The sequence below is a fragment of the Pseudaeromonas pectinilytica genome, from assembly GCF_054780855.1.
In genome coordinates, this window is the sequence record NZ_BAAGVN010000300.1 from 1 (window position 1) to 12,080 (window position 12,080).

9 protein-coding genes are annotated in these 12,080 nt (G+C 59.7%); 6 read left to right on the forward strand and 3 right to left on the reverse strand.

Annotated elements, in window-relative coordinates; genetic code table 11:
- Window positions 1–250: 250 nt before the first annotated feature.
- Window positions 251–1,171: a LysR substrate-binding domain-containing protein gene (locus ACYVG7_RS12170; protein WP_460883370.1), complete on the reverse strand. Its 921-nt coding sequence runs from the start codon at window positions 1,169–1,171 to the stop codon at window positions 251–253.
- Between the two features lie 148 nt (window positions 1,172–1,319).
- On the opposite strand from ACYVG7_RS12170, the gene ACYVG7_RS12175 reads away from it, so the two are divergent.
- Entirely contained in the window at window positions 1,320–2,633 is a 1,314-nt protein-coding gene (locus ACYVG7_RS12175; RefSeq protein WP_460883371.1) for a 6-phospho-beta-glucosidase, read from the forward strand.
- A gap of 75 nt (window positions 2,634–2,708) precedes the next feature.
- Here ACYVG7_RS12175 and ssb read toward each other — a convergent pair whose 3' ends face one another.
- On the reverse strand, window positions 2,709–3,293 hold the full coding sequence (gene ssb, locus ACYVG7_RS12180; RefSeq protein WP_460883372.1) for a single-stranded DNA-binding protein: 585 nt from the start codon (window positions 3,291–3,293) through the stop codon (window positions 2,709–2,711).
- A gap of 254 nt (window positions 3,294–3,547) precedes the next feature.
- Here ssb and uvrA point away from each other — a divergent pair, with 254 nt between their 5' ends.
- From uvrA to ACYVG7_RS12205, 5 genes are all read left to right on the forward strand, one after another.
- Window positions 3,548–6,379 (forward strand): excinuclease ABC subunit UvrA, encoded by a 2,832-nt coding sequence (gene uvrA / locus ACYVG7_RS12185; protein ID WP_460883373.1) that lies wholly within the window; start codon window positions 3,548–3,550, stop codon window positions 6,377–6,379.
- Between the two features lie 28 nt (window positions 6,380–6,407).
- Entirely contained in the window at window positions 6,408–7,259 is an 852-nt protein-coding gene (locus ACYVG7_RS12190) for a sulfurtransferase (protein WP_460883374.1), read from the forward strand.
- A 50-nt stretch (window positions 7,260–7,309) separates the two neighbouring features.
- Window positions 7,310–8,335 (forward strand): DUF4382 domain-containing protein, encoded by a 1,026-nt coding sequence (locus tag ACYVG7_RS12195; protein ID WP_460883375.1) that lies wholly within the window; start codon window positions 7,310–7,312, stop codon window positions 8,333–8,335.
- A gap of 175 nt (window positions 8,336–8,510) precedes the next feature.
- Window positions 8,511–8,915 (forward strand): DUF2750 domain-containing protein, encoded by a 405-nt coding sequence (locus tag ACYVG7_RS12200; RefSeq protein ID WP_460883376.1) that lies wholly within the window; start codon window positions 8,511–8,513, stop codon window positions 8,913–8,915.
- A 196-nt stretch (window positions 8,916–9,111) separates the two neighbouring features.
- Window positions 9,112–9,513 carry a DUF2750 domain-containing protein gene (locus tag ACYVG7_RS12205; protein ID WP_460883377.1) on the forward strand — a complete coding sequence of 134 codons (402 nt, stop codon included), beginning with the start codon at window positions 9,112–9,114 and terminating at the stop codon, window positions 9,511–9,513.
- 33 nt (window positions 9,514–9,546) lie between these two features.
- On the opposite strand, the gene ACYVG7_RS12210 is transcribed toward ACYVG7_RS12205, so the two are convergent.
- A complete protein-coding gene (locus ACYVG7_RS12210) occupies window positions 9,547–11,811 on the reverse strand; it encodes a putative bifunctional diguanylate cyclase/phosphodiesterase (RefSeq protein WP_460883378.1) in 2,265 nt (754 codons plus the stop codon).
- Between the last annotated feature and the right edge of the window lie 269 nt (window positions 11,812–12,080).

The following is a 12,080-nucleotide window of genomic DNA, read 5'->3' on the forward strand; positions in this document are numbered from 1 at the left end:
AGGGCACCTCTTCATTTTTGCTGTTGGTCTGCACTGACAGCATGGTTCAATGAAACCGTTATGGGGAGGTGTCCATTTCATTAATTCCGAATAGTAGATCACTCACTACATCGACTGGATGGCGCTAAGCTGACCCTCAGCGCCAGGGATGGCGCGGTGGAGCCCCATGGAGGGGTTTACGGCGTGTCAGCGTGTGCTTCCTTGTCGATGGAGCATCATTAGGATTGGCTATTTAATAGCAGCAGCACCATTACCTCAGGATGGTCTCGACGGCGAGCTGTTCATGCAGCCAGTTGGTGAAAGCCTGAAACCGCAGACGATCACGATTCTCGTGCGGACAGATGAGATCGTACCCCCGCTCCGAGGCAATCGGCAGCGGACAGGGGGAGACCAGAGTCCCGGCGGCCAGCAGCGGGCGCACCAACGTCTCGCGCCCCATGGCGATCCCCATGCCAGACTCGGCCGCCATCAGGGCCAGTCCATAGTGGTTGACGCTGAAGGTGCGCTCCTCCAGTGGCAAGTCGACGCCCAGTTCGCGGCACCAGTGCCGCCATTCGCCCACCGCCTCCTGCACATCAGTCGATTCCGAGGCGTGGATAAAAACGGCTTCGGCCAGCCGCTCCGGCCTCCCCTCACAGCCCAGTTGCCGCGCATATTCCGGGGAGCAGACGGGCAGTAAGCGTTCGGGCATCAACCGCTCCTGATAGAGGTCGGCGTAACGACCATTGCCATAGTAGATGGCCAGATCCACTTGCTCTTCATGGAAGTCGACCATCCCGGCTCGCACCTTCAGCTTCAGATTGAGGCTCGGCCAACTGCGCTGAAAATCAGCTAACCGCGGCATCAGCCAGAGTTGCGCCAACGTCGGCGCGATACCGATATGCAGCAGACCCCGCAGATCCTGCTCGCGGATATCCTCGATCTCGTCGCTGATCTGGCGCAAGGAGCGGCTCAGGGTCGCCAGCAGACGCTCCCCCTCCTGGGTCAACGCCAGTTTGCGCGTCATCCGGATGAACAGACGAAAGCCGAGCAGCTCTTCCAGATGGCGAATGCGATGACTCACCGCGCCCTGGGTCAGGTGCAGATCTTCGGCGGCGCGGGTAAAACTCAGATGGCTCGCCGTGACCTCGAAGGTATGCAGCAAGGCCAGCCGATTTTGTTGTACCAGCATGGGTTTCTCCTCAATGAGCGGCAAGAGGGAGCCGTAAGGCCATGATGCATTAATTGAATTAATCCATCGCGGCTTTTTTTTCGTTTGTCGCCCCGCACCCGTTGCGCCTTAATTAACCATGTTCGCAATTCAAGATTGAGGTGAAAAAATGTCAGGACTCAAGATCGTGGTTATCGGCGCGGGATCCAGTTACACACCCGAGCTGATCGAGGGGCTTATCAAGCGGCAACACGAGCTACCGTTGCGCGAGCTGTGGCTGGTCGATATCGAGGAGGGGCGCGAGAAGATGCAGATCATCGCCAACCTGACCCGCCGCATGCTGGCCAAGGCCGGGATCTCGGCCCGCGTCGAAGAGACGCTGGATCGCGAGCAAGCCCTGGCAGGAGCCGACTACGTCTGTTCGCAGTTCCGCGCCGGTTGCCTGGAGGCCCGGATCCGCGATGAGCGTATCTCGCTGAAATATGGCCTGATCGGCCAGGAGACCAACGGTCTCGGCGGTTTTGCCAATGCCTGTCGCACCATCCCCATCGCGCTGGCCATCGCCGCCGACATGGAGCGCCTCTGCCCCGATGCCTGGTTGCTGAACTTCACCAATCCCTCCGGCATGGTGACCGAGGCGGTACTGCGCCACAGCAAAATCAAGGCGGTCGGGCTGTGCAACGTCCCCGTCATCATGCAAAAAGGGGTGGCCCAACTGCTGGAGTGCCAGCAGGAGTCCGAATTCATCATGCAGGTGGCGGGACTCAACCACTTCATCTTCATCCGCCAGATCCTGCATCACGGTCAGGATCGTCTCGCCGAGGTGATCGCACGACTCAGCCAGGGTGCCGATCCGCTGGTGCCACGCAACATACCGCCCTTCCGTTGGCCCGAGCATCTGCTCAAGGGGCTGGGCATGATCCCCTGCGCCTACCTGCGCTACTACTACATGAGTGACGACATCCTGAAACAGGAACTGGGCGAGGCCCAGGGCGAAGGCACGCGGGGCGAAGTGGTCAAAGCACTGGAGCATCAGCTGTTCGACATCTACCGCAATCCGGAGCTGGCCGAGAAACCCAAGCAACTGGAGGGACGCGGTGGTCAGTACTACTCCGAAGCGGCCTGCGAGCTGATGAGTGCCATTCACAACGACAAACGGATCATCATGCACGTCAACACCCGCAACAATGGTGCCATCAGCGGTCTACCCGATGAGTGTGCTGTCGAAGTCAGTTCGCTGATCACCCGCTCCGGCCCGCTGCCGCTCAACGTGGCCCCCTTCCCGGATGACACCTTGCGACTGCTGCAACTGATGAAGAGCTTCGAGCAGTTGACCATAGAAGCCGCCATCACCGGCAACCGCCACACCGCCTGGCGCGCTCTGGTGCTAAACCCGCTGATCACCAGCGGTACCGTACTCGAACAGGTGCTGGATGAGGTCATCGAGCAGAACAAGGCGCTGATGCCCGCCTTTCACGGCTGATATCTCGCGAACCAGAGCCGTAAAACAAAGAAGCCTCTGAGATTCAGAGGCTTCTGGCATTTGAGGGGTTCGTCTTCAGAACGGAATATCGTCGTCGAAGTCCATCGGCGGCTCGTTGTACATCGGCTGGGCCGGGGCCTGGTTGAAGTTGTTCTGGGGCTGGTAACCGCCTTGAGGGGCAGCCGCTGGCATGGCCGGTGCGGCTTGCGGAGCGTAACCACCTTGCGGAGCTGGAGCGGCAGGCTGTTGCTGCGGACGACCCCAGTTGCCTTGCTGGCCCTGTGGCTGGCTTGGTGCGCCCATGCTGGCACCACCGCCGGCATTGCGGCCATCGAGCATCTGCATCTCGTTGACGATGATTTCGGTGGTGTAGCGCTTCTGGCCTTGCTGATCCTGCCATTCGCGGGTCTGCAGGCGACCTTCCAGATAGACCTTGGAGCCCTTCTTCAGGTATTCACCGGCAATCTCTGCCAGACGGGCATACATGGCGCAGCGGTGCCATTCGGTACGCTCTTGCAGCTGGCCTTGTTGATCCTTCCAGGATTCGGAGGTGGCAACCGTGATATTGGCCACCGCCTTGCCGTTCGGCATATAGCGCACTTCCGGGTCCTGGCCCAGATTACCGATCAGGATGACTTTATTGACGCCGCGACTGGCCATAGTTTCACTCCGCATTCATTGATGGCCAGGTTGAACCTGGCGTTCCAGATAATAGGCACGCATCTTACCAGCCTGCCCCTGATTTCGCATCCGGCCAATCGTGGATTGACGACTGACGACACACTTACTGCCTTCATCAGCCGACACGATTTCCGGTCATCGGCCTCGTGGATAATAGCCCGATAACTGTCTATTCATCCAGTGTCTGCTGTGCCATACTGGCGTTTATTGCTTGTTTTACTATCAGGTCAGCCATGGACAAGATCGAAGTTCGCGGTGCTCGCACCCACAACCTGAAGAACATCAGCCTGACGCTGCCTCGCGATCGGCTGATTGTCGTCACCGGCCTCTCCGGCTCCGGCAAATCTTCTCTGGCGTTCGACACCCTGTATGCCGAAGGCCAACGCCGCTACGTGGAATCACTCTCCGCCTACGCGCGCCAGTTCCTCTCCTTGATGGAAAAGCCCGATGTCGACCACATCGAGGGCTTGTCTCCCGCCATCTCCATCGAGCAGAAATCCACCTCCCATAACCCGCGTTCGACCGTGGGCACCATCACCGAAATCTACGATTACCTGCGGCTGTTATTCGCCCGGGTCGGTGAGCCACGCTGTCCGGAGCACGATATTCCGCTGGCGGCCCAGACCGTCAGCCAGATGGTGGATCAGGTGCTGGCCCTGCCCGAAGGGCAGAAGATGATGATGCTGGCGCCTGTGGTGCGCAACCGCAAGGGCGAGCACAAGCAGCTGTTGGAAAACCTGGCCGCCCAGGGTTATATCCGCGCCCGCATCGATGGTGAGGTATGTGACCTGTCGGATCCGCCGCCCCTGGAGCTGCACAAGAAGCACACCATCGAAGTGGTGGTGGATCGCTTCAAGGTGCGGGATGACCTGCAATTGCGTCTGGCCGAATCCTTCGAGACGGCGCTGACCCTCTCCGGCGGCTTGGTCTCGGTGATGGAGATGGACAACGACACTGCCAGCCCCATGGTGTTCTCCGCCAACTTCGCCTGCCCCGAGTGCGGCTACTCCATCAGCGAACTGGAGCCGCGCATCTTCTCGTTTAACAATCCGGCCGGGGCCTGCCCGACCTGTGATGGTCTGGGGGTACAGCAATATTTCGATCCGCAGAAGGTGGTCGGCAACAGCGAGCTGTCACTCTCCGGCGGCGCGATCCGGGGTTGGGACAAGCGCAGCTTCTATTACTTCCAGATGCTCAAGGCGGTGGGCGACCATTATGGCTTCGATCTGGAAGCGCCCTTCGCCGAGCTGACCAAGGATCAGCAGCGCGCCATCCTGTATGGCACCGGTCAGACCGATATCGAATTCCGCTACATGAACGACCGTGGCGATGTGGTGGTGCGGCGTCATCCCTTCGAGGGGGTGATCCCGAATATGGAGCGCCGCTACAAGGAGACCGAATCCAACAGCGTACGCGAAGAGCTGGCCAAGTACATCGCCAACCAGCCCTGCCCCAGCTGCAAGGGCAGCCGCCTGAAACAGGAGGCGCGCAACGTCTTTATCGAGGGCACTAATCTGCCGGCGATTGCCGAGAAGTCGATTGCCGATGCCCTGAGCTTCTTCCAGCAGTTGGCCCTCACCGGCCAGAAGGCGCAGATCGCCGAGAAAATTCTCAAGGAAATCAACGAACGCCTGGGCTTCCTGGTCAACGTGGGGCTGAACTATCTCTCCCTCTCCCGTTCGGCGGAAACCCTCTCCGGCGGCGAGGCCCAGCGTATCCGGCTGGCCAGCCAGATTGGCGCCGGTCTGGTCGGCGTCATGTATGTGCTGGATGAGCCGAGTATCGGTTTGCACCAGCGCGACAACGAACGACTGCTCAAGACCCTGTTCCACCTGCGGGATCTGGGTAACACCGTCATCGTCGTCGAGCACGACGAAGATGCCATCCGCATGGCCGACCATGTGCTGGATATAGGCCCGGGAGCCGGGGTGCACGGCGGTCACATAGTCGCGCAGGGCACTCCCAGCGACATCATGGCCAACGAGAACTCGCTGACCGGCGACTACCTCTCCGGCCGCAAGCAGATCGCCATTCCAGCCCAGCGCACACCGCTGACCGGCAAATGGCTCAAACTCACCGGCGCCAGCGGCAATAACCTGAAAAAGGTCAATCTGTCACTGCCGATTGGCGTCATGAGCTGTGTCACCGGGGTTTCCGGCTCCGGCAAGTCGACCCTAATCAATGACACCCTGTTCCGCATCGCCCATCGCGAGCTCAACGGAGCCACGGTCGAGCACCCCGCACCCTATCTGGATATCGAGGGGCTGGAGCATCTGGACAAGGTGGTGGATATCGACCAGAGCCCCATCGGCCGGACGCCGCGCTCCAACCCGGCCACCTACACAGGGCTGTTTACGCCGATCCGCGAGCTGTTTTCCGGCACTCAGGAGGCTCGCTCCCGGGGCTACCAGCCGGGCCGCTTCTCCTTCAACGTCAAGGGCGGCCGCTGCGAGGCCTGTCAGGGCGACGGCGTGATCAAGGTCGAGATGCACTTCCTGCCCGATGTCTATGTGCCTTGCGATGTCTGCCAGGGCAAGCGCTATAACCGCGAGACGCTGGAGGTGAAATACAAGGGCAAGAGCATCCACGAGGTGCTGGAGATGACGGTCGAAGAGGCCCGCGCCTTCTTCGATGCCGTACCGGCGCTGGCACGCAAGCTGCAGACGCTGATCGATGTCGGCCTCTCCTACATTACGCTGGGCCAGTCGGCGACCACCCTCTCCGGCGGCGAGGCGCAACGGGTCAAACTCTCCCGCGAGCTCTCCCGCCGCGACACCGGCCAGACGCTCTATATTCTGGATGAACCGACCACGGGCCTGCACTTCCACGACATCCAGCAACTGCTGAAAGTACTGCACCAGCTGCGGGATAACGGCAACACCATCGTCATCATCGAGCACAATCTGGATGTGGTGAAAACCGCCGACTGGGTGGTGGATCTGGGGCCGGAGGGCGGCTCCGGTGGCGGCCAGATCCTGGTCACCGGCACCCCCGAGGATATCGCCCAGTGCGAAGCCTCCCACACCGCCCGTTTCCTCAAGCCGCTGCTGGAACGTGGCCATTGAACCGCAACCCCATGACAAGGAGTCTCTGATGACGGATGTGATATTGCCAACTCCGCTGGTCGCTGTGGAATGGCTGGCCGCGCACCTCGGCCACCCGGATCTGGTGGTGCTGGACGCCCATATGCAACCGCCTTCGGCACCGGCCAGTACCGCGCCTGTGGTGCAGATCCCGGGAGCCCGCCGCTTCGATTTCGACAAAAAAATCTGCGCCCCCGATACCGACCTGCCTCATATGCTGCCCAGCCCCGAGCTGTTCAGCCGCGAGGTACAGGCATTGGGCATCCAGGCCAGCAGCCTCATCGTGGTCTATGACCGGCTCGGCATCTTCTCGGCACCCCGCGCCTGGTGGATGTTCCGCGCCATGGGCCATACCCGGGTCGCAGTGCTGGATGGCGGCTTGCCCGCCTGGCAAGCGGCGGGTCTGAGCGTGGAGCCGGAAACGGCCTACGCCGGTGCAGGCGGTGATTTTGTTGCCCGGCTGCAGCCCGGGCTGTTCTGCGATGCCGATACCGTGGCCGCCGAATTGAGCAGTGGCCGTCGGCCGGTACTGGATGCACGAAGTGCCGCCCGCTTCACCGGTTTAGAGCCCGAGCCGCGCGCCGGATTACGAGCCGGGCACATGCCCGGAGCCTTGAACCTGCCGTTTGGCCAATTGCAGCAGGGTGGCAAGATGAAGCCGGTCGCCGACTTGCAGGCCGAATTCGCTCCTGTATTGGGCGAGCAGCAAGCCCCCATCTTCAGTTGTGGCTCCGGTGTCACCGCCTGCATTCTGGCCCTCGGCGCCGAGCTGGCCGGTTATCAGGATCTGACGGTGTATGACGGCTCGTGGAGCGAATGGGGCGGCGATCCCGCTCGTCCGGTCGTGAGTCACCACGATTAATCTCCGGAGTCGGCTAGACTTAACTAGCCGACTCATTACGGAGAACGATCATGGCTCAGCAACAACTAGCCTGTGCTGCCCTACTGTCCCTGCTGGCCGCCTGTGGTGGCAGCGACAGTAGCCAGGATGGCAGCAGCAGTTTCTCGTTACAAATTTCAGATGCTCCGGTCGATGGTGCGCAGAAAGTCTGCATCGCCATCGCCGGACTTCAACTGAACGATAGCAATGACAGCGCACTGGCCAGTTGGTCGCCCCTCGACCTGCTGCCCACAGACAAGGATGATGGCTGCTTGCCCACCGGTTACAACATCCCCACCGACGGCGATGGCAACCCGCGTTTTCTCTATCTGGATCTACTGCACTATCAAAGCGGTGACAGCTTCGCCCTGTTGAGTAACCAGAGCATCACCGCCGGGGATTACCAGCAGTTGCGACTGCAAGTGGAAGATGGTCGCAGCGAGACGCTGGATGGCCCGGCCTCCCATCCCAGCTCCTATGTGCTGGACGATGCAGGCAACACCCTACCGCTGGAAGTCCCCAGTAGTGAGCTGAAACTGCACGGCTTCAATGCCCCAGCCGATGGAGTTGCCAGCTTCCAGTTGGAGTTCAATCTGCGTCACGCCATGGTGTTACCCGGCCACGGCAACTACTACAAGCTCAAACCCAATGGCGTCAGCCTGCTGGAGGTCGCGACTCTGACCACGCTGCAGGGCCAAGTCAGCGCCAGCCTGTGCGATGGTAACCTCGACCACGCCGGGGTCTATCTCTATCCCGCCCGGGACGGCAGTGATCTAGCCTACCTGGGGCTCAACAGCGAGGTCACCAGCGGTGGCCCAGTGCTGACCAGTCTGTTGCAAGCCGCCACCGACACCACTCCGGCCAGTTCTCGCCTGGATTACGTCAGCGCTGGGCGTTATGACCTGCAACTGGTCTGCAACGCCGGCGAAGACGAGGTGCTCGACAGCGGTAGCAGCGACTTCATCCCAACGATCGGCAGCAGCCAGCTGGGGATCAGCGTCGATCCGGCGGTCGCCAACCCACAGGTCATCGACTTGACCGAGGCTTCCGCCATCTAACGGTTTGACCGCACCATGGCTGTCGTCGCTCGGCGGCAGCCATGGTTTCCCGGTTGAAAAGTGTCGAAGCAAAAACGCATCCCTTGGACAAGCGCGGCACAAGATGGGATCATGTCCGCCATTCGCGCCAGACCGTACCGAGGCGCCTTTCATTCAGCCGACCCATGGGGCCTTTATGAGCTACGAACTGAGCGACACCGAACGCAACGCTGCCTTGCAACTCAATGCGGATTATCGCTATGACCACTTCATTGCCAAGGTGGCGCAGCACCAATTGCTCTGGGTGCTGAAGGGTGACAAGGGGCTCTTGCTGCTGGAGAGTGAAGGCGACGTCTGCCTGCCGCTGTGGCCCCATCCGGAGTATGCTCAAGCCTGGATCAAGGATGAGCTGGCCAGTTATGAACTGCAATCCATCACCCTGGAGGTGTTTCTGGAGCGCTGGGCCGAAGGACTGGAACAGGATAATATTGCCGTGGCAGTCTTCCCCTTGCCCGATGAAACCGGCATCGTCGAAGACGCCAGCGAACTGGCAGAAACCTTGGTGGAAAAGCTCGACCAGCTCGACCAGGATCCGGCATAACCCTAATGCCAGTCCGTTAGCGAAGAAGAGATAGCCTTTTGAGCCAACCGTTGGCGGCAGGGATGCCGCCATCGAGCCCCCACGGAAGGGTTTACGGCGAGTTGGCGAGAGAGGCTGTCTCTCCCGAACCGTTTAACTGACAGGCATTACGGCATAACCCTCTCTTTTTTTCATTCCATACTGCTGCGAGGCCCCTATGAGTGACCCGTTAACCCAGGAACAGTATCAGAGCACGGTGGCACTGGATGCCGACCAACGCTATGACCATTTCATCCAGCAGGTTGTCGCCCAAGGCGAGTTGTGGATCCTTAAGGATGAACAGGGCTGCATGCTGCTGACTGCCGACGAGGAAGATTGCATCCCAGTATGGTCGCATCCGGATTATGCCCAAGCCTGGGCGGCGGAAGAGTGGTCCAAGTGTGAACCCTATGCAGTGCCCCTCAAGACCTGGCTGGATCGTTGGGTCAAGGGTATGGAAGAGGATGGACTGGCGGTGGCCGTGTTCCCATTGCCGGAAGCCATTGGGGTGATTGAAGATCCGGCGGATGTCGCCGATGCCCTGCTGCGCCGCATGGCCAAACAGAATCGTCGCAAATAATTGCCGTCATCCGGGTAAAGGGATTCGCTCCCTTTACCCGTCACTCAACTCCAATTGCCGTACCAGCTCTGCTGCCGCCAGCGGTCGAGAGAAGAGATAGCCCTGGAGTTGTTCACAGCCAAATTGGGTCAACAGATCAGCCTGAGCTCGGGTTTCCACCCCTTCGGCCACCAGCACCAATCCCAACGTCCTACCCATGCCGATGATATGTCGCGTCAAATCGCGGCAACGCTGATTCGTTTCCAGCTCGATGATAAAGGAGCGGTCGATTTTCAGAGTATCGAGCCGGAAGCGGCTTAGATAGTTGAGCGAGGAGTAGCCGGTACCGAAGTCATCCAGCGCCAGTTTGACCCCCATCTGCCGCAATGCCTCGAGTGAGGCACTGATGACCGGATCCTCTTCGATCAGGGTCCGCTCGGTCAGCTCCAGCTCCAGACTGGAGGCGGCGATCCCGGCATCCTGCAAGGCTTGCTCCACATCGCGGATAAAATTGCTATCCGCCAACTGCCAAGCCGCCACGTTGACACTCATTCTGACCTGCGCCAGCGTGGCATCCGCCCCTCGCTGCCAGACCCCGAGCTGACGGCAGGCCTCCCGCAAGATCCACAATCCCAGCGGCACGATCAGACCACTCTCCTCGGCCACCGGAATAAAGCGGTCCGGAGAGACAAATCCCAAACTGGGGCTGTGCCAGCGCACCAGGGCCTCCACCTTGCACCACTGTCCACTCCAGACATCGATGATCGGCTGATAGACCAGTGAAAACTCGTTACTGTCCAGCGCCTGACGCAGCGCCATATCGATGCTCAGGCTGTCCTGCACGGCATGAGCCAGCGAGGCATCGAACAAGCAATGCTGGTTTCGCCCCGCCCGCTTGGCGGCATACATGGCACTATCGGCGTAGCGCAGCAGCATGTCGGCATCCTGCGCCTGGGTCGGGTAAACCGCCATCCCGGTGCTGATGGTGACCACAACCTCCATGGCACCTAACGAGAAGGGACGACGGAACGCCTCATGGATCTGTCCAGCCAGCATCAGCCCTTCCTCGCGAGCCCGCTCGGCACTGGTATCCGTCAACATGACAACAAATTCATCGCCACCAAAGCGGGCCACACAAATGGAGGGCGTCACCAGTTGTCGCAGGCGCTCGGCCACCGCATGCAATAGCTGATCCCCCAGCATATGGCCCAGACTGTCATTGATACGTTTGAAGTGATCGAGATCCATGAAAATCAGCGCGCAAGCCACGGGCTCGGCATCATGGTGCAACAAGGTCCGCAGCTGCTCGTTGAGGGCATAGCGACTGGCTAACTCGGTCACATCGTCCGCATTCGCGGCCAACTGCAATAGCTGCTCCTGACGTTTGCGCTCTTCGATATTGCGCAACTGCGACAGGAAAAACAGCTGCCCGCCTTGCCAGTAAGGACTAACCAGCGCCTCGAATGAAATGGTATGGCCATGGCGATTACGGCAGATATGTTCGAAGCGCAGTGGAAATTGCTCCGTCTGCGAACTCAACCTTAGGTAGTGGCGAGACATAACCTCCTGGGTAATAAACGGCATGAAGTCTTGTACCCTCCGGTTTTCGAAACAGGCGACCGAGTCATAACCGAAGAAGGAGGCACAAGCCGGATTGGCAAACAGGATCCGTCCCTGACGGTCGTGGACCCAGATCCCTTCGGCCAAAAAGCGCATAGCATTCGGGAATCGTTGCCGGGCCTCGTGTTGCACGACATAGAGCAGGCCCAGCATGGAGGCGGTTTTTACCGCAAAGGCCACCCCATACAGTGCCGGCAAGATGTCGGGGTCTTGCAACCGGAACGCGAATGCCAGGTTCAAGAGGCCGCGGATCGCCAGCATGGCACCGACCACGCGGTAGGTGCCAGGGCCTCGTGCCAATTGGTAACCGGCCCAGAGCAAACAACTGGCCAGCATCAAGACCGCAACCAGCTGGATGGTACCGGGAATGAGCTGGGCACCGATGGCGAAGAATGCCAGCAGAGCAACAAAGCTCCAGCGTACCGTGCGCCATGACATCCAGCGGCCGGTGGCATACAGAGTTCCCTGAATATAAAACAACAACCCCAGACTCAGGGAGACTCGCAGGCTCCAGGGGATCCAGGGAGCAACCACACCCTGCTGCTGCCAATACCAGATCACCGTCAGGATCCCCAACGACAACTGCCCCAGCCCCCAATACAGGGCATGACGTTCCTCTCGCTGCACCAGCCACAGCACCAGTAACGCGGCACTGAGCATGCCATCCGCCAAGGTCGAGATTAAAACCATATCACTCATATCCGTCTGCCTTTCCTGACCGGGAATTGAGTGTCGCGATCAACAACACCCATGCTCTCCATAAAAACCGGTCATGCCACAACCATGAGAACGGTGGAGGACTCAGGGCTTATGACACCATAACTCGTAGGCTGCACGCTCCTAAAAATAGATGCTAGTGCGATGAAAGACTTGGAAAAATGCATACCTAAATAGCTTATATGGACACCGACCCTGTGCAAGCAAGTGCTGCTCTATTTTTAACAAAGTAGTCACAAACATATATTCGG

What these genes read in the sequence shown, in the direction of transcription:
- ACYVG7_RS12200 (WP_460883376.1), top strand. Translation starts at nt 8,511, where the DNA reads ATGAGCTACGAACTGAGCGACACCGAACGCAACGCTGCCTTGCAACTC.
- ssb (WP_460883372.1), bottom strand. Translation starts at nt 3,293, where the DNA reads ATGGCCAGTCGCGGCGTCAATAAAGTCATCCTGATCGGTAATCTGGGC.
- ACYVG7_RS12170 (WP_460883370.1), bottom strand. Translation starts at nt 1,171, where the DNA reads ATGCTGGTACAACAAAATCGGCTGGCCTTGCTGCATACCTTCGAGGTC.
- ACYVG7_RS12210 (WP_460883378.1), bottom strand. Translation starts at nt 11,811, where the DNA reads ATGAGTGATATGGTTTTAATCTCGACCTTGGCGGATGGCATGCTCAGT.
- uvrA (WP_460883373.1), top strand. Translation starts at nt 3,548, where the DNA reads ATGGACAAGATCGAAGTTCGCGGTGCTCGCACCCACAACCTGAAGAAC.
- ACYVG7_RS12175 (WP_460883371.1), top strand. Translation starts at nt 1,320, where the DNA reads ATGTCAGGACTCAAGATCGTGGTTATCGGCGCGGGATCCAGTTACACA.
- ACYVG7_RS12205 (WP_460883377.1), top strand. Translation starts at nt 9,112, where the DNA reads ATGAGTGACCCGTTAACCCAGGAACAGTATCAGAGCACGGTGGCACTG.
- ACYVG7_RS12190 (WP_460883374.1), top strand. Translation starts at nt 6,408, where the DNA reads ATGACGGATGTGATATTGCCAACTCCGCTGGTCGCTGTGGAATGGCTG.
- ACYVG7_RS12195 (WP_460883375.1), top strand. Translation starts at nt 7,310, where the DNA reads ATGGCTCAGCAACAACTAGCCTGTGCTGCCCTACTGTCCCTGCTGGCC.